This window comes from Staphylococcus sp. HMSC055C03 (assembly GCF_001809385.1).
Classification (GTDB): Bacteria; Bacillota; Bacilli; order Staphylococcales; family Staphylococcaceae; genus Staphylococcus; species Staphylococcus simulans.
The window spans coordinates 135,287-154,271 of record NZ_KV797494.1; the positions used below are offsets into that span (position 1 = coordinate 135,287).

The 18,985-nt window shown below is 34.8% G+C and carries 17 protein-coding genes; 7 read left to right on the plus strand and 10 right to left on the minus strand.

Going from position 1 to position 18,985, the window contains the following annotated elements:
- Nucleotides 1–17 precede the first annotated feature (17 nt).
- Complete coding sequence (pepF, locus tag HMPREF2603_RS08160) at nucleotides 18–1,829, minus strand: oligoendopeptidase F (protein WP_002480898.1); 1,812 nt, start codon at nucleotides 1,827–1,829, stop codon at nucleotides 18–20.
- 169 nt (nucleotides 1,830–1,998) lie between these two features.
- Here pepF and HMPREF2603_RS08165 point away from each other — a divergent pair, with 169 nt between their 5' ends.
- From HMPREF2603_RS08165 to HMPREF2603_RS08195, 7 genes are all read left to right on the plus strand, one after another.
- Nucleotides 1,999–2,346 carry a hypothetical protein gene (locus HMPREF2603_RS08165; RefSeq protein ID WP_002480897.1) on the plus strand — a complete coding sequence of 116 codons (348 nt, stop codon included), beginning with the start codon at nucleotides 1,999–2,001 and terminating at the stop codon, nucleotides 2,344–2,346.
- 203 nt (nucleotides 2,347–2,549) lie between these two features.
- The gene (gene nikA, locus HMPREF2603_RS08170) at nucleotides 2,550–4,031 is read left to right on the plus strand and encodes a nickel ABC transporter substrate-binding protein (protein WP_060804271.1); all 1,482 of its coding nucleotides are present in this window, start codon (nucleotides 2,550–2,552) and stop codon (nucleotides 4,029–4,031) included.
- Nucleotides 4,031–5,014, plus strand: coding sequence for a nickel ABC transporter permease (nikB, locus tag HMPREF2603_RS08175; protein WP_373879042.1), 984 nt, complete (start codon nucleotides 4,031–4,033; stop codon nucleotides 5,012–5,014). Before nikA ends, nikB begins: the two co-directional genes overlap by 1 nt.
- Nucleotides 5,011–5,829: a nickel transporter permease gene (nikC, locus tag HMPREF2603_RS08180; RefSeq protein WP_060804269.1), complete on the plus strand. Its 819-nt coding sequence runs from the start codon at nucleotides 5,011–5,013 to the stop codon at nucleotides 5,827–5,829. Before nikB ends, nikC begins: the two co-directional genes overlap by 4 nt.
- Nucleotides 5,822–6,607 (plus strand): ATP-binding cassette domain-containing protein, encoded by a 786-nt coding sequence (locus tag HMPREF2603_RS08185; RefSeq protein ID WP_060804268.1) that lies wholly within the window; start codon nucleotides 5,822–5,824, stop codon nucleotides 6,605–6,607. The genes nikC and HMPREF2603_RS08185 overlap by 8 nt, the downstream gene beginning before the upstream one ends.
- A complete protein-coding gene (locus tag HMPREF2603_RS08190; RefSeq protein ID WP_060804267.1) occupies nucleotides 6,600–7,295 on the plus strand; it encodes an ABC transporter ATP-binding protein in 696 nt (231 codons plus the stop codon). The genes HMPREF2603_RS08185 and HMPREF2603_RS08190 overlap by 8 nt, the downstream gene beginning before the upstream one ends.
- Before the next feature lie 1,528 nt (nucleotides 7,296–8,823).
- Complete coding sequence (locus tag HMPREF2603_RS08195; protein ID WP_233650834.1) at nucleotides 8,824–9,354, plus strand: HdeD family acid-resistance protein; 531 nt, start codon at nucleotides 8,824–8,826, stop codon at nucleotides 9,352–9,354.
- 87 nt (nucleotides 9,355–9,441) lie between these two features.
- Here HMPREF2603_RS08195 and HMPREF2603_RS08200 read toward each other — a convergent pair whose 3' ends face one another.
- The 9 genes from HMPREF2603_RS08200 to HMPREF2603_RS08240 form a co-directional block, all read right to left on the minus strand.
- Nucleotides 9,442–10,701: an aminoacyltransferase gene (locus HMPREF2603_RS08200; protein ID WP_002480890.1), complete on the minus strand. Its 1,260-nt coding sequence runs from the start codon at nucleotides 10,699–10,701 to the stop codon at nucleotides 9,442–9,444.
- Nucleotides 10,702–10,727: 26 nt separating this feature from the next.
- Complete coding sequence (locus tag HMPREF2603_RS08205) at nucleotides 10,728–11,984, minus strand: aminoacyltransferase (RefSeq protein WP_060804266.1); 1,257 nt, start codon at nucleotides 11,982–11,984, stop codon at nucleotides 10,728–10,730.
- A gap of 309 nt (nucleotides 11,985–12,293) precedes the next feature.
- Nucleotides 12,294–13,046, minus strand: coding sequence for a tryptophan synthase subunit alpha (gene trpA / locus HMPREF2603_RS08210; RefSeq protein ID WP_023015234.1), 753 nt, complete (start codon nucleotides 13,044–13,046; stop codon nucleotides 12,294–12,296).
- Entirely contained in the window at nucleotides 13,039–14,268 is a 1,230-nt protein-coding gene (gene trpB, locus HMPREF2603_RS08215; RefSeq protein ID WP_060804265.1) for a tryptophan synthase subunit beta, read from the minus strand. Before trpB ends, trpA begins: the two co-directional genes overlap by 8 nt.
- Entirely contained in the window at nucleotides 14,234–14,893 is a 660-nt protein-coding gene (locus tag HMPREF2603_RS08220; RefSeq protein WP_060804264.1) for a phosphoribosylanthranilate isomerase, read from the minus strand. Before HMPREF2603_RS08220 ends, trpB begins: the two co-directional genes overlap by 35 nt.
- A gap of 1 nt (nucleotide 14,894) precedes the next feature.
- A complete protein-coding gene (gene trpC, locus HMPREF2603_RS08225; RefSeq protein WP_002480885.1) occupies nucleotides 14,895–15,674 on the minus strand; it encodes an indole-3-glycerol phosphate synthase TrpC in 780 nt (259 codons plus the stop codon).
- The gene (gene trpD / locus HMPREF2603_RS08230; protein WP_060804263.1) at nucleotides 15,658–16,674 is read right to left on the minus strand and encodes an anthranilate phosphoribosyltransferase; all 1,017 of its coding nucleotides are present in this window, start codon (nucleotides 16,672–16,674) and stop codon (nucleotides 15,658–15,660) included. Before trpD ends, trpC begins: the two co-directional genes overlap by 17 nt.
- On the minus strand, nucleotides 16,619–17,242 hold the full coding sequence (locus HMPREF2603_RS08235; RefSeq protein ID WP_002480883.1) for an anthranilate synthase component II: 624 nt from the start codon (nucleotides 17,240–17,242) through the stop codon (nucleotides 16,619–16,621). Before HMPREF2603_RS08235 ends, trpD begins: the two co-directional genes overlap by 56 nt.
- The gene (locus HMPREF2603_RS08240; RefSeq protein WP_060804262.1) at nucleotides 17,239–18,648 is read right to left on the minus strand and encodes an anthranilate synthase component I; all 1,410 of its coding nucleotides are present in this window, start codon (nucleotides 18,646–18,648) and stop codon (nucleotides 17,239–17,241) included. Before HMPREF2603_RS08240 ends, HMPREF2603_RS08235 begins: the two co-directional genes overlap by 4 nt.
- Nucleotides 18,649–18,985: the final 337 nt, after the last annotated feature.

The window sequence follows — 18,985 nt, forward strand, 5'->3', positions numbered from 1 at the left end:
CTTGATATGAACTTTTCTTATGATTGTTGGTTAATTTCTTCTGTTAATTCTTCAAGTTCATCTACAAGACTGCTGATATAACTGATTGTCTCACGCAGTGGGGCATCTGTTGTAATATCAATACCTGCTGTTTTTGCTAAGTCTACAGGTGATAAACTGCCGCCAGCTTTCAAGGTATTCAACCAATCTTCTACTGCAGGTTGTCCTTCGTTTTTAATACGTTGTGACATCACTGTACCTATTGTTAAACCAGCAGAATACGTATAAGAATAGAGTCCCATATAGTAGTGTGGTTGACGCATCCAAGTCAACTCTGCTCCTTCAGAAATTTCAACTGCATCACCAAAGAAGTCTTGATAAACTTTGCGTGTAATATCATTAAGTGTAGAGGCTGTTAATGTTTCACCTGCATCTACTAAGCGATAAACTTCTCTTTGATACGTTGCTTCTAATAAGTGCGTCACCATATTGTGATAGTATGTTCTTGAAATAATAGAACCGATTACCCAACGTTTAAATTTAGGGTCATTACTGCTTTCAAAGAGATAGTTCGACATTAACATTTCATTGGTAGTAGATGGTGCTTCTACAAAGTACATAGACGCTTCTGATTCTAAGAAGTTTTGATGACTTTGTGCAAGATTGAAATGACCTGCATGTCCTAATTCATGTGCTAATACAAAAGCTTCATTCATTTTACCAGTCCATGAAATAAAGACATAGCTATGAGAAGCATATGGACTTGCGCAATAAGCACCTGTTTCTTTACCTTTATTTTGCGCAAAATCTATCCAACGATCATCATAAGCAGCTTGTACCATGTTCAAGTAGTCATCGCCTAAAATACCTAATGCATTATAGATATAGTTTTTAGAATCTTCAATTGAGATTTCTGGATCGTATGATGGATCAATAGAGACTTTCAAGTCTTCAAATTTCATATGGTCAAAACCATGTACTTTTTGAAGTAATTTCGCATATCGTTGCATGACAGGTGCTAATTCACTCATAATGACATCAATTTGACGGTCATACATTTCTCTTGTCACTTCTTGTTCTTCCAACAAGTAGTCAATGACTGAATCATAGCCTCTTAAATCCGCTTCAATCTTCTCTTGTTGTACATGCGTATTATAAATCGCAGCTGTCGTATGTTGATATTTACGTAAAGCTTCACTGAAATGTTTAAAGCTTTTACGTCTGAATGTTGTATCAGGATTATCTTCATATTCATTTTCGAAAGTAGGGTAGTCTAATGGATATGTTTTACCATCTACTTCAAATGGCTCAAAATGAATATCCAACATTTTAGTGATACCGTACATATCATAAGCCGCACTGAATGTCGGTGATAAAGCTGCTAATGTTTTTTCCACCTCGAATGACAGTTGGTGTGGTTTACGACGTTTCAATTGTTTTAAATAATGCGGATAAGGTGTATCAGCAATCAATTCGTCGATTTGCGCATCAGATAATGCGAGAATTTCTGACTCAACAAAAGCAAGTTGACTCGCAATTTTTCCGTATGATGTACTAAGTTTAGCACTCAATTTTTGACGGTTTGGGTCAGTAGTATCTACGCTGTGATACATTTCCGCGTAATTACCTAAACGATCAATTTGAACTAATAAATCTACAAATCGAGGTAATGCTGCTTTCACTTGTTCTACTGAATCTAAATGATTTTCAAACGTCTTATTGAATGCAAGTGTATCACTTAGTACTTCTTCTAATGTTTGATAAAATGCTTCATCACTTTCAAATAAATCCGATAAGTCCCATTTCTCTTGCTTAGGAATATCTTTTCTTAATGGTAATCCTTGGCTCATATAGAATTCCTCCTGCAATCTTAATAATTGTTATGAGTAAATTATACATCAAGCGATTCACGAAAGCATCTAGCACAAGCTTTGATTTATTTCATGTTTTAATCACTTTACTGTACAATATGTATAAAGCAAACGATTAAATTCTCATAGAAATGAGAGGAGTAAGTATATGACGATTTTTGATATGCCGAATTATTTATGGATTACGATTGTAGCAGTATTAATCGTAACTGTCTTTTTCGGACTCGCTTTAAGTAAATGGGTAGCACCTGCAGTATTAACATTTGTAGTACTGGGCGTGCTTGCATTCTTCTTGCCAAACTTTTTTGATATCACATATCAGCCATTATTAGGGTATGCTGCGTTTATGGCAATTATCAGTTTAATTGAAAGTTTCTTAGTCTGGTATTTCACACGCGACTTCAGACGTCGCCGTTTAGAAAAACGTCTTCAAAAAGAGCTGCATGAACATGAAGGCAGACGTTCACGCATACATGGATTCCGCAGAAATAAATAAATATATTTATAACAAACAAGGCTGTTTTCTAAGCAGTCTTGTTTTATTTTGTTTATACTATAGCGCCAACGCACTCTTCTTTTAAAATGAATATTTACGTATTATAATTAAACAATAATGCCTATAGATAGAAAGGAAGTGAACAGCATCTCAAAAGATGATGTTTAAACTTACATAACATAACTTTAACTGAGATGTCTTTCATGAAACGATTACTTACATCACTTGCTGCAGGTGCAGTCATACTTGCTGGATGCAGTAATAGCGGAGGTTCCTCATCAGCTGATGACCAATTAAAAGTCGAACTCCCTCTAAAAACGACAACACTTGCACCGTATGATACAGATGTTCCTGTTACAATTGGAGCGGCTGAAACATTATTTAAAACAACAACGAAAGGTGAAATTAAACCACACCTCGTTAAATCATACGACCAACCATCTGATGATACATTAACTTTCACCTTAAAAGATGGCATTAAATTCCAAAATGGACATGCCTTAACAGGACAAGCTGTCAAAGATAGCTTAGAGCAAGGTTTGAAAAAAAGTGACCTGCTGAAAGCAACATTACCTATTGAATCTATTAAAGCTGAAGGCCAAAAAGTAACGATTAAGACTAAAGGTGCGTATCCAGAGTTGATTTCCGAACTTGCGAGTCCTTTTACCGCTATTTATGATACAAAATCCAAAACAGATATCAAACAAACACCTGTCGGCACAGGCCCATATGCCATTAAAGATTTCAAACGAACACAACAAATCAATTTAAGTCAAAATAAAGATTATTGGCATGGTGAACCAGAATTAAAATCTATGAAAGTTACCTTTAATGAAGATGGCAGTTCAAGAACAGAACATGTACTCTCTGGCCGTACGGATGTCACTACTAATGTACCTGTAGATAAAATCAACAGCGTCAAAAAATCAGATAAAGCAAAACTAGAAAATACTTCAGGTTTCAGAACATCACTATTACTTTACAACCACACAAGTCCTAAAATGACTAAAGACGTGCGAGAAGCATTAGATGCTGTGATTAATCGCCAACAAATCAGTGATAAAGTCGCTGATCATTATGCAGCACCAGCCAATGGTCCGTTCAATACAAAACTAGATTTTATTAAAGATAAAGCCATTCCGAAACAAGATATCTCTAAAGCCAAAGCACTAATGGAAAAAGCAGGCTATTCAGAGAAACATCCATTAAAATTGAATGTTTCATCTTATTCAGGCAGACCTGAACTGACTAAAATCTTACAAGTCATTCAATCTGATGCGAAAAAAGCACATATTCAAATTAAAATTCAAAACGTAGATGATATTGAAGGCTTCTTGAAAAACAAAAAAGATTGGGATGCCTCTATGTATAGTTTCGGTACGATTCCTAGAGGAGATACAGGTTACTTCTTTAATATGGCATATAAAAAAGATGGTGCAGTGAATAAGGGCGCTTATCATAATCACAAAGTAGATCAATTGATTGAACAATTGAATCATACTGTAGATAAAAATGAGCGTCATCACTTAACAAATGAAATATTAGAAGTATCAAAGCAAGATATTCCAAATAGTTATATCCTTTATAATGACCAAATCAATGCGATGAACCAAAAAGTCGAAAATGTTCAAACGACACCAGAAGGTATTTACCTGATTGATGAAAAGGTAGATAAACGAAAATGATAATTAAACACTTACTCTCTAGAATAGGACAAATGATCTTAGTATTATTTGTCCTTTCTACTATTACATTTATATTGATGAAACTTTCGCCTGGTGATCCAGTCAATAAAATGCTGCATTTAGATGTTGCGAATGTATCTCATGACAAAATTGAACAAGCCAGAGCACAATTAGGATTAAATCAACCGATAATTGTGCAGTGGTGGGAGTGGTTTACACATATCTTACGTTTGGACTTCGGCACGAGTATTCAAACACAGGAGCCAGTACTGAATGAACTATTATTCTTCACACCATCCACACTCACTATCGCATTTGGTACATTATTGATTACGTTGTTATTATCTTTAACACTTGGAACGTTAGCTGCTGTTTATTATCACACTTGGATTGATCGTACCATTCGTGTGTTAACTTCAGCTTTTGTTTCAATTCCTTCATTCTTTTTAGGAATATTACTGATTTATTTCGTAGCACAAAAATTAGAGCTATTACCAGCAGCTGGTATTGATACGCCTGCTGGTTATATTTTGCCTATTATCGCGTTAAGTATCGGTTTAAGTGCGTATCACATTCGCTTAATGCGTTCGACTTTAATCGATTTATATCGAAGCAGGGAAGTGAAAGCGTCACGTGCACGTGGCATGTCAGAAAGTTATATTCTATTTAAAGACATCTTCAAACCTGCTTTGATACCCGTGATTTCTATTATCGGTATGTCTATTGGCGGTTTAATCGAAAGTACTGTTGTAATCGAGAATTTATTCGATATACCGGGTATCGGTTATTTCTTAGTTGAAAGCATTCGTTCGAGAGATTATCCTGTCGTTCAAGGCGCTGTATTAATGATAGGCGCCTTTGTGGTGATTGGAAATGCGATTGCGGATATCATTATCTTATTCTTAGACCCGACACAACGCTATAAACATTTGAAACCTAAATCTTTATGGTCACGCAGAAGAGAAGGGCGAGTGAAACAATGATGAAACTGACGAAACATAATATCATTTTTTATATTTTCGCTATCTATTTGCTTTTACTCATTCTTCTTCAATTTACAGTAACAAGTAACCAAGCATTAACGGTACATTTAAACGATGCATTACAAACTCCAAGTCCTCAACACTGGCTTGGGACTGATGATTATGGCAGAGATTTATTTGCGCGACTCGTGATAGGCGCACGTTATACACTTGCGATTACACTGCTAACAATTGCTTTAATCGTAATAATAGGTGTACCGCTAGGTTTGATTGCGGGTTATCGCAAGGGTATCTTAGACACCATTATTATGAGAATCATTGATATTGGTTTAGGTATCCCTGACTTTGTCTTAATGATTGCTTTTGCGAGTTTCTTTAAACCAAGTATTTGGAATTTAGTCATTGCCATTACAATCATTAACTGGATGACTTATACGAGAGTAACGCGTACGATTGGGAATACAGAGATGGACAAAAATTATATTAAACTAGCCCGTTATTTCCATGTGCCAGGCTATGTAATTATCTTTAAACACTTATTACCGCAAGTGCTTCCTTCATTAATCGTCTTGATGATTGTAGATATTGGTAAAATCATCCTATATATTTCATCACTTTCATTCTTAGGATTGGGCGCACAACCACCTTCACCAGAATGGGGTGCTATGTTAGCGGCTGGTAGAGATTTCTTTACTGAACATCCGATTATGTTATTAGCACCTGCAACATTGATTTCCATTACTATTTTGCTCTTTAATTTGGCAGGGGATGCATTGCGAGACCGTATCTCAGAAAGAAGGGATATTCATGACTAAAACCTTGATGCAATTGAATAATTTGAATATCACCGATCAACAGCAACGTCCCTTAATACAGCATTTAAACTTGTCTATTATAGAAGGTAAAGTGAATGTATTAATCGGTGAAAGTGGTTCAGGCAAAAGCTTAACCGCAAGTACATTAATCGGTCAAACCCCTAGAGAATTAAAAGTATCATATGATCAATTCTTTTATGAGAACCAACCCATTCAATCTATTAAACCATTATTAGGTAAACAAATTGGGTATATCTCACAAGATTATGCGCATAGTTTTAATAATCACACCCGTCTTGGCAAACAATTAAGTGCCATATATCGTACGCATTATGCTGTTTCTAAACAAGAAGCATTAGAATTTATTGAACGCGCCTTGAATTGGGTGAATTTAGACAGCAATAATATCTTATCTAAATATCGTTTCATGTTATCAGGTGGACAGTTAGAACGATTGTACATCGCGAGTGTTTTAATGTTAGAACCCGATTTAATTATTGCGGATGAACCTGTCGCATCGTTAGATGTATTAAATGGCCAACGTATTATGAAGCTGATTAAGCACTTAGCTGAAACTCACAATACAACTTTACTGTTAATCACACATAACTTAACACATGTGATTCAATATGCGGATGAAATCAATGTTATTAAAGATGGAACCATCATTGAAAGTGGACCTATATCGCAATTTAAAGAAGGTAATATTGCTGGATATACAAAGCACTTGCTAAATGCGAGAAGTCGCTTAATACGAAAGGAAGATACGCATGATTAAAATTAAACATCTCAGTTTTGCGTATGACAAAGCAGATATTCTTCATAACATTAACCTCAATATTCAAAAGGGCGAATTAGTAGGGATTATCGGTGAATCAGGCTCTGGTAAAACGACATTAATGAACTTGATTTTAGGTGAATTAACACCTGTTCAAGGCACAATAGATATTAATTCGCCTCGTATCTTACCAATTTTTCAACAAGCGACACAGAGTTTTAATCCAAAGTTAACGATTAAAGCATCACTAAAAGAACCTTTAAAATACTATGCGAATGCTGAACACTCATTTGACCAAGTTGTATTACCTTTAATGTCACAATTAGACTTAGATAGCCAACTCTTAACGCGTTATCCAGATCAAGTCAGTGGGGGGCAATTACAACGATTTAATGTATTAAGAACGGTTATGTTGCAGCCTGATGTTTTAATTTGCGATGAAATCACATCAAGTTTAGATGTTGTTGCTGAACAAAAATTAGTCGAAAAGCTTAAAGCCATCCATAATCAACAACAAACAACAATGATCATTATTTCTCATGATATAGCAATGTTAAATCAAATTGTTGAACGAATGATTGTCATTCAAAACGGTCAAATTGTAGATGACTTCAAAACAAAACAATTATTTGATGAATCACGTCATTCATATACTAAAGAACTCATAGCTGCTTATAATGAAGATTAAATTACTCATATAGTATCCAGGTACAAAAAGGTATCTGGATACTATTTATGCAATATCTTAGATTATGTAAACTAGAGACAGATCAGCTGATTCAATTAATGGCCAATCCTTAATCAAAGCTTTTTACATACTTAAATCCATAACTTGCTATATGTACGAATTTACCTAAATTAAAATACATAAAAACAGCTTTTTTGGTTTAGAATTTGAGGAAGTTCAAACTAAAGCAAACAAAGACTCAAACACAAGTTACAAATCATGACCAAGCAACATAAACATAACAACAAAAGTATCAATACATACACAATAGAGTATAGGTAAAACCACTTCTTCTGCTCAATACATAACTTCCTATAATATATATTATGTAAACTAAAAGAACAAAAAGAATAGTTACATACAGCTACCTCGCTTTTATGGTCATATTTACCATATATTCAGTTTTGCTAACTTATGTTATTTTCTGCATACAGTCAGCTGAACTGACTTATCTTAATTACCGTGGATCTTCATATTAATTTATTCAAACTACAAATCTAAGTTCAAATCGCATATCTCATTATTATAAATCAGCTTAGTCATTTCTAATTGCTATTATGAAACGCCATTGGTATTTATCCATCATATCTAATTCTCATTGCAGCTCAGAGCGTCTCTCAGCATCTTATTTTATGATAAATACCTTATTTATGTTCACAATATCCATCTTTGACATTACTTAAATCAATCCAGTTTAAACATCGTTAATCATACCATTTTAATTATAACTACTTTGCGTCATCTGTATGATTATCCGTAATGTTAATTCTCGATGCAATACAGAAGCTCTCTCAGCATTCAAATTTTCTAATAACAGTATTTATAATGCTTAAACACCAATATCTAAACATACTCAGTCAATCCTTATATGCAATATTTTAAATACAATAACACTAACTAGTTTACATAACATAAATATATTTAATTCTATCTTTTACAGTCATTTAGCTTTCCAAACAACTAAACCTCTTAATTTTTAGCTATTTATCGCTAAATAACTGTATACATTAATCACTTGATGCTAAAATCGATGAACGTTTTAACATGCTGGATCAAAAAATTGATGATAAATTTAATGCATTAGATGGTAGAATTGTTAAACTTGATACAAAGTTTGACGATTTCCAAAAAAGCTCAAATACTCAGTTCAAATGGTTAATGACAACTATGCTTAGCATGATTCTAATAGTTCTTGGTGTATTGACTTACTTTATATAACGTTTTTTTATATTTTGAGGCTTATTTTAAGTCACTTAACCTCCCTAGTATCGCTTATTTATCCCTTCTCTCTATGTGCATCTATGTATATTTGCATACCTTCTTACCAATTTAAGTAAGGAGTATTCTATTTAACTTCACTTTAAATACCATTTAATTATACAATTTACTTCTTTTGTTGATTATCATCTTATTTTAACTATTTATGAATTTTTTAACATGTATTTTTTCGTTTAAGGGTATATACTAATGTATATAATTCATGAAAGAGGTGTTAAAATTGTCTACTAATCACATTAGATGGTCAAGTTTAATCATCGGTTTATTATTCGCATTGATTGGAATTTTAAGCGTGAGCTTCCCTGTCGAAAACTTAACAGTCATCACTTGGTTATTCGGGATTTTCTTCATATTTAATGGTATTGCTGAATTATTCTTCAGACGTTTAACAAAAGCTTTTGTAGGTATTGCTAGCGGCTGGTTAATGATACTTGGTATTCTTAATATTATTTTCGGTATTTTATTTATTGTTTTTACTAATGTAGGTCAAGTCGCAATTATTTATATGCTTGCATTTTGGTTTATCTTTTCATCTGCATTAGGTGTCTTTACTGTGACACCAGTAGAGCGTACGAATAAGGTATATCACTTTTTCTCATTACTCGTTAATATCATTGGTATTATCGCAGGTATCATTTTATTGTTCAATCCATTAATAGGTGCATTTTTAATCGCTTTCTTTGTTGGTTTCACTTTCCTTTTAATCGGTTTAAACTATGTATTTGACGCATTTGCGCACTAATTAAATCAAAAAAACGTGCTTTCTTCAAAATTTGATGAGGAAAGCACGTTTTTTATTATGTTAGGTTACTTCTTAAAAGCATAACCTTTATTTTTTTACTTTTTGACGGATGTTATTCAACGTATTGAAAATCCAATATTTCACTTTTTGAATTGGTTTATAGAAATCTCCGATTAATTCTTCAATTTGTACATTGAAGCCGCGTTTGAAGCGGTACACACCGTAGTCTTCACTATCTTCAGTGAAATCACCTGATAAACCATAGAAATTATAACGATCATAACCATGTTCGAAGCAATAGTTAATCATGAACCAATGCATCATATATGGTCCCATATATTGATTATATTTCTCTGAAGAACCACCAGAGAAGTAGTTCACTTCATAGGCATTTGCGAAATAAACACCTGCAGCTAAATCTAGAATTGAACCATCTGTTTGTCGCAATTCGCTCGCTTTCAGCAATTCTTTTTGGTCATGTTCAATTTGTTTATCCAACTCTGAGATTTTCTTCAATTGTTTATCAGATTTATTTTCTTTCGCCATCATTTGATCACGACGGCCTTCTTTATCATTTAATGACTCTTGTAGCGATGTGATGTACTCATCTAAATCAATATAAGCTAATGGGATTAATACTTTATCACCATAGTGCTCAATGAAGTTTTTGAAGTACTCATCTGTTTTTGAAACGAAACCAGCACGTTCTTCAGTTTCACGGTATAACTTGAAGAATTTATCTAGTTCGTCTTCACCTAAGAAACGAACTTTTACCCCATAATTAATTGACTTATTGATATTACGTTTACGTTGGCTATCAAATTGTTTTTTAAGAGAGGCTGGTGTTTCGTCTTTAAGATCTAAGACACCCATCCAACGCACTTGGCTTGAAGTGTCGTATTTTGTTGTGAAGCCGTGGTGATGGTAACCGTGTGATTTAAATAAGTTCACAAGTGCATCATTTTGTTCACGACTTGGGAATGGGTTTACGTCTTTATCATAAATTTGGTAAATCCAATATGGATCTAATTTCACATATAAGCAATTATGCTGACGTAAGTATTTCTCTAACTCACGTAAATAAAACTCTACAAGACCTAAATCGCTATAGTCCATCACCGGACCACGGTTTGAATAATAAACATAACTTCCCATTGTAGGAATTTTAGAGAATAAACTTGCTGCAATCACACGGTTGTCGATGTCTTTAATCCCTAATAATACAACTTCAAAACCGTCTGCTTCTCTTGTGCCGATATTTTCTTTCGTTTGAAAATAATGGCTTTCTAGCGATGGATTCTGCACAAAATTGTCATATTCTTTAACTGTCAACTCTGTAAATTTCATTTCTTTATTTCCCTTCTACCTTATGTTTATCTATCTTTGATTTTCTTAAGCGTTGTATAAAGTTTATACATCGGCTTATTAATCGGTGCAATAAAGTCTCCAACATATTCAATTACATCTGCGTTAAATCCTTTTTTGAACTTCACAACGCCTGCATCCTCAGCGTCTTCAGTAAAGTGGCCGCTGATACCATAGAAGTTATAACGATCGATACCATGGTTGATCGCATAGTTGATCATTTCCCATTGCACTGCATAACTTCCCGCAAAGTGACGGTATTCATTCGCAGTACCACCTGCATAATAAACAACTTCAAATGGATTAATAATAAAGAATCCAGCTGAAATCGGTAGTTCATTACCATGTTTTTGTTGTAAGTCGCGCGCTTCAGCAACTTTTTGATGATGTGCTTCTAATTGTTGTTCAAGGTTTTCTTTTTTGCGTGCAGCTTTTTGGTTCTCAGGATTCTTATTCAAGTCTTTCTCAGCTTTATTGATTTCTTTTTCTAAATTCTTTTGTTCAGCGTTCAATTCATTAATATACTCTTCAAAATCAATGTAAGCCATCGGTACTAAGACACGATCTTTATAGTGTTTTAGTCTGTAATAATAGAAGTCGTCTTCACGATCATCAAAGTCTTTCGCTTCTGCAGTATCTTCCATAAATTTACGGAAAATATGCATTTCATCTTCACCTAAGAAGCGGACTTTTACACCATTACGTTTTACTTTTTTCGTATTACGTTTACGTAGACTATCCATACCTTTTAAAACATCTTGTGGTGTTTTATTTTTTAAATCTAATACAGAATGGAAACGAATTTGAATAATCGGATCAAAGCCAGTTGTAAAGCCTTGATGGATATAACCCAATTGTTCCATTTTATCAAATATCCAATCATGACCTGCATTTCCTATAATCTCACCATCATGGTTACGGTATTGATATGGTAAATATGGATCTACTCTTAAGTATAATGCATTGTATTGTTTAACATATGCCTTTAATTCTCTAAAGAAGTAATGGACTAATTCTTTATTATCATAGTCAATGACCGGCCCACGGTTTGAATAGAAATATTTAAAGAATTTCATTACTGGCACAGCTGTAAGTAAACATGCTGCAATGACATTGTCATCTTTGTCTTTCACCCCGACAAGATGTGTTTCTGTACCTTCTGCAACTTTCAACTCATAGTTGCCTACCATTTGTGTAAAATGGCTATACGGCATTTTATCTGTAAAATCTCCAAATTCAGCTGTAGTTAAATTGGTAAACTTCATAATTTCAATAACTCCTAATTCGTATTCTCTATCTTTTAATTTCTTATTGGTATCAATTTTCAATCTTCATTATTATACAATACCCAAAAGGAAAACTAAAATTGAAACCTTTCATTTCTGTTGTTTTATTATGTATGTTAAGCAAGAATTCAACTTCTTACAACTATTCTGGTTCGCCTTTAAGTAAGTACCTTGTGTAATAACCTTGCTTATCTATCATAACACGCACACGTGTCAAACCGTTATCAAAACCACTATATATAAAGCGAAAATCAGAGTCTGAGACAGACCCTGATTTAAAAAAACATTTTATGATTGTGCAGTTGTTTTATTTTCATCTAATGCTTTACGAATACTTTGTAAGTAGCCTCTTGTTGTTGCTTCTTCGTCATTTGCGAAACGTTTGACGATTTCACTGCCAATGACTGCACCATCAGCGAAACGTGTCACTTCTGCGACTTGTTCTGGTGTTCTGATACCGAATCCTGCTACAACAGGTACATTTGCTTTTTCTTGAATGAATGCAATTTTTTGTTGTAATTCTGGGTGGAACGCTCCATTATCTCCAGTTGTCGCATTCATTGTTACAGTATAGATGAATCCTTCAGCATGTGCTGCGATGTGTTCAATACGTTCGTTTGAAGCGGTCATAGCAATTAATGAGATGATATTGACTTTGCGATCAGGGAAACGTGCTTTGAGTTGTTCTGCAAGTTCAAATGGTAAATCCGGAATAATTAAACCGTATACACCTGCTGCCTCACAGTCTTCTAAAAATGCTGCTTCTCCATAATGTAAAATTACATTATAGTAAGTCATTAAGACATATTTAGACCCTTGTAATTCATCTTTATGTGCTTTAAGCTCATCTAAAATCACGCGTGCACTCATACCTTCTTTAATTGCCTTACTGCCTGCATCCATAATTGTTGGACCATCTGCGACAGGATCTGAGAATGGTAGGCCGATTTCAACAATATCTGCCCCTTCTTCTTGTAAGACTTTTAAATTATCAATAAATTTTTTGTTACCCATAATATAAGGAATAAATAGTTTACTCATGACCTTCACCTCGTTCTTGTGTATATTTACGAATTGTATCCATGTCTTTATCTCCTCGACCTGAAACAGTAACAACAATAATTTCATCTTTGCCCATTGTCGGTGCTAATTTTTCTACATAACTTAAGGCATGTGCACTTTCAATTGCTGGAATAATGCCTTCTGCTTTCGTAAATCTGATTAAAGCTTCCATCGCTTCTTCATCTGATGCACTTGGATATTCCGCACGACCAATATCATGATAGTAACTATGCTCAGGTCCAATACCTGGATAATCTAGACCCGCTGAAATAGAGTGTGCTAAACCGATTTGACCGTTGTCATCTTGTAATAGATACATTTTCGTACCATGTAAGACACCAACAGAGCCTTTACCGATTGCTAAAGCATGTTTTTCTGTGTCTTCACCTTCACCTGCAGCTTCTACACCATACAATTTTACGTCTTTATCTTGTACAAAAGGATAGAACGTACCAATTGAGTTAGAACCGCCGCCTACACATGCAACTACTGCGTCAGGTAAACGACCTTCTTTTTTTAAAATTTGTGATTTGATTTCATTGCCGATAACACTTTGGAAATCACGAACCATTGTTGGGAACGGATCTGGTCCTAATGCTGAACCTAATAAATAGTGTGTATCGTCAACGTGGCTGACCCAATATTGTAACGCCTTGTTCACCGCATCCGATAATGTACCTTGACCATCTGTCACAGACACTACTTTGGCACCTAATAATTCCATTCTGAATACGTTCAATGCTTGACGTTGGATATCTTCTTCACCCATGAAAACCACAAGTTCCATATCAAAGAGTGCTGCTACGGTTGCACTGGCTACACCATGTTGGCCTGCACCTGTTTCAGCAACCAATTTACGTTTGCCCATACGTTTAGCTAGTAAGGCTTGACCTAAAGCATTATTAATTTTATGTGCGCCTGTATGGTTTAAGTCTTCACGTTTTAAATAAATTTTTGCGCCACCTAACTCTTCTGTATAGGATTTCGCATAAGTTAAAGGTGTTTCACGTCCTACATAATCTTTTAAATAGTAATCTAATTCTTGTTGGAATTCGGGATCATTTTTAGCTTCATCATAAGCCTGTCTTAATTCTTGAATCGCTGGCATTAATGTCTCTGGGACATAGCGTCCGCCATAATTACCAAAGAATCCAAGTTCATCTACTTCAGTTTGAATGGGTTGTGTTGTTTCGTTCGTCATTTTTATCTCTCTCCTTAATATAATTTGAAATTTGTTTCATTGCTTGTGGATCTTTTCGACCTTCTACTTCAATGCCACTTGCGATGTCGAATCCTGTTGTTTGAATATCGAGTTGTTCGAATTGTTGAATCTTCTCTAAATCCATACCGCCTGCCACTATATATGGAACATCTGACAGTTGTTTCAGTAATTGCCAATCAAATGATTGGCCAGTGCCGCCATAATGGATGGAAGGTGTATCGATAATAAATAAATCTACTTCGTTTCGATAAGTTTCAATGGCTTCAACTAGTTCAGAACTTGCTGGAAGTGCTTTGTATATTTGAATGTCAGGATATTGTGAGTTGCACCATCGTAAGAGTGCAACATCTTCATGTCCGTGAAATTGAATCGTATCAATATTTGTTTCTTCTATAAGTTTTGCAACAATTTCCTTTGTTGGATTAACGACCACTACTACTTTATGAATCTTTTCTGGTACAAGTTTTGTTAATTGTGCAATGTCTTCTATACTTTGATGACGTTTACTTTTGGGATAGTGGATAAAGCCTATCGCATCTATATCATTCTCTATGGCTCGTGTAACATCGTCTTCTGATTGAAAGCCGCAATATTTTAAGAACATCTTACTGCTCCTTTTTTAGCTGTAAGCTTGGTAAGAATTGGGATAAATCATCACACTTCATAAGTGATTCACCAACTAAGATGCCATCTATACCTGAACCCACAATTTTTTCGACGTCTTCTTGTGTATGAATGCCACTTTCTGAAATATAGTAATAACCATCTTTTTTATTCTCTAGTATTTCATTAGTATGTTCGACATTCGTCACAAAACGTGTTAAATCACGGTTGTTTACACCAATAATATCTGGCGCAAGTTGATAAGCTCTCGCTAATTCTTGCTTACTGTGTACTTCTACTAACACATCTAAATCTAAAGACTTCGCATATTGATAAAGTTCATGCATTTGTTGATCATCTAAAATATTGACGATGAGTAAAATGATGGATGCACCTGCACGATATGCCACATCAATTTGAATCGGTTCTATCATAAAGTCTTTACATAATACAGGTAATGTCGTTTCTTTTGTAAGTTTATTTAAGCGTTCATAACTGCCGCCGAAATAATATTCATCAGTCAGGATAGAAATTGCTTGTGCACCGTATGCTTCATAATCTTTAACTTGTTGTGTCAAATCTCGATCAGGTAATTTCTTAACTGAAGGACTTTTAGATTTAATTTCTGCGATGACTGATAAATGACTCCGTTCTTTTAAACGTTCACTTAATTTCTTTTTATATTTAACATTGGTTACTGGAAGTGTACGTAATAAACGATCATAGTACCCTTCTTCTAATAACGATTTTTTATATTCAACAATGTCATCCAATATAGTCATACACTTGCCCTCCTGTTTTTTTATATTGAGCAAAAGCTTTACCTTCATCGATTAATTGTTGTGCTAATGTCACACCTTCTTGAATCGAATCTGCTTTTTCTGCGACATACAATGCGATACCAGCATTTAATACCACGACATCACGTTTACTTGAATGATCTTTGCCAGTTAAAATATTTAAGGTAATTTCTAAGTTTTCTGCAGGTGTCCCGCCTTTTAATGTTTCATTACTTGCTGGTGTTAAGCCCACATCTTCAGCATTTAAATGATAAGACGTAATACCTGTTTCTTGGTTCACTTCATAAATAATGTTTTCTCCAGACAATGTCGCTTCGTCCATTCCGTTTGCGCCGTGTAACACGATGGCACGTTTTCGACCTAAGTCATAGAGTGTTTCAGCCATTGGTTTCACAAACTCTGGATTGTAAACCCCTACGACTTGATACTCTAATTTGTATGGATGAATCATAGGTCCTAAGATGTTAAAGATGGTTGGACCTTCTAACATTTTGCGAATCGGTTGGATATATTTCATGACCGGATACGTGTCTGTCGCATTTAAAAAGGCTAAACCTGTTTCTTGCATTCTTGTTTCAACATCAGCGACTTGCGAACTAGCGATTCCCATTTTATTGAGTAAGTCACTGCTGCCTGAAGCGGATGTGATACTGCGGTTGCCGTGTTTTAGTACGTTGACACCTGCTGCAGCGACGATGAAAGAAGCGGTTGTTGAAATATTGAAGCTATTTGATTTATCGCCACCTGTACCACATACACACATAGCACCAGGGTAAACCGGTTGTACAGGATACATCGTTTGAATCATTGCTGCTACTAAATAAGTGACTTCTGTTTGATTTAATGGGCGAGCAGTATAATCACGTAACAATTCTGCTTTTGTTTCATTATCAATATCCGGGTTTATTAACGTTTGGATAAATGTATTAATGTCTTGTTGCGTTAAGTTCGGTTGTGTTTGGATTTTTTGAATAAGTGTCATGGCTGCTAGCCCCTTTCTCAACGAGTTTAATAAAGTTATGAATAATCTCAGTACCATGTTCAGTCGCAAAAGATTCTGGATGATACTGGATACCATAATGTGGTTTATCTTGATGTTCGAAAGATTGAATACAATCCGTTGTTTCTCCTGTAATAACTAATGATTCTGGGAATGTTTCTGGATCGCTGATGAGCGAGTGGTAACGCATGATTTTAAATGCTTCAGGCAACCCTTCGTATAAGACTGTCGGTTTTAATTGGTGCATCGTATCAATCTTGCCATGTAAGACACTGGCACCTTGGATAACATGGCCTTTGTAGTAACATGTCAAAGCCTGTGCACCTAAGCAGATACCTAAAATCGGCAAGTCTTCAAAATGTTTAATAATACGATTTAAGTCGTCTGTATCTTCAGGATGACCAGGTCCCGGTGAAATAATCACCGCATCTGGTTGTAAGTCAAAGACTGTCGGATCATCAGGGTATTTCACCACGACATCTGTGTAACCTGCTACGATATTCACTAAGTTATAAGTAAATGAGTCATAATTATCTACGATTAATATCATGGTGTAACCTCCAATAAGCTTTTCGCTTTAAGTTTCGTTTCTTCTAATTCTTTTTCAGGTATTGAATCATATACAACACCACATCCTGCCTCTACATCTACATACGTCTCATCAATTAACATCGTACGAATCGCTAAAGCGAAATCTAAATCGTGATTGCAGTTGATATAACCGACACCACCGCTGTAAACGCCACGTTTATACGGATGTGCTTCATAGATACGTTCAATTGCTCTGAGTTTTGGTGCACCCGATACCGTGCCTGTTGGTAATAAGCTTGCGATAATGTCCATAGGTGACATTTTTTCATTAAGCTGCCCAGTTACGACACTAACGATATGCATCACGTGTTCATATTTTTCAATTTCCATTAAACGTTCAATTTTAGATGTTCCTGTCTTACTGACACGATGAATATCATTTCTTCCTAAATCTACTAACATACGATGTTCACTTAACTCTTTTTCATCACTTAACAATTGCTGTGCATTAGCTTCGTCTTCTTCAGGTGTTTGTCCTCTTTTGATTGTTCCGGCAATTGGATTAGTAACAACTTCATTACCTTTAACTTTGACGAAACTTTCAGGTGAACTTCCGACGATAATCGGTTCATCGATATTTAAGTAATACATATATGGACTTGGATTTTGACGTTTCAACTTACGATACAGTTGATAAGATAAGTCATGTAATTTATCGCCGAACTCATGTTTATAACGATAAATTCTTGAAGGGACAACTTGGAACATATCTCCCTCAGTAATTAACTGTTTAAATTTTGAAATATTTCGAATAAATTGATTATCCTGAATATTCGGAATAATATCTTTTTGACTTGGCACAAAAGAAGTATCCGGCTGATACAATTTAACATTTTGTAAAGCATCTATTTGTTGGTTTACTCTTTTTTCAATCGCTTCAGGCGGCTCATTCGAGAATAAGTTTGTAGATATCACATACAAGTATTCTTTATAATGATCAAATACATATACATTTTCAATCATGTATAAATGAACGTCAGTTTGATTTGGTTTATCAGCAACTTGTCTTTTCTTTAGTACTGGAAATTCATGTCTGACTAAATCAAAACTACATGAGCCGATAAATCCTGAAATAAATGGTAGATCTTTTAATAAGTCCTCTTCAATCTCTGCGTAATAACTTTGAACATATTCTTTAAGTCTTTGATAAGGTTGTTTCGTCTCTGTGATTGTTTGTTCTGGTGTTTTTATTGTAAGTTCATCTTCAGTCAATATCACCTCACCGTATATATCAAAGGCAACGACTGAATAACGACCTTTAGTTTTATTTTGACTTGCACTTTCTAAAATAATTTTTCGCTTTGCTAATTGTGCTAATGCTTCAGGGGTAATATCAGCATTTAATCTCTTGTATACTACATCCATTATGTTAATTCTCCTCCCATAATAAAAAGCGTCCTTGTTTGTTGTAACAAGGACGCTTTTGGCGCGGTACCACCTTTATTAGCCATCAGTTTGATGACCCACTCATACTTGATTGAATTGTCAGCTTCCAACAAAACCCAATTCATTAGGCAGCGAGGTTAGTTTGCATCAACCACTAACTTTCTGAATTTACTCTAACTGCTTAACTACTTCATTTTATCTCTTCACTGTATTTCTCTTTTTCTTTTTAACTCAATATAAAAACACCACAATAACGCTCTTCCGATAAGGACGCGTTACCGTGGTGCCACCTTAGTTCAACATTTTCATGTTCTTA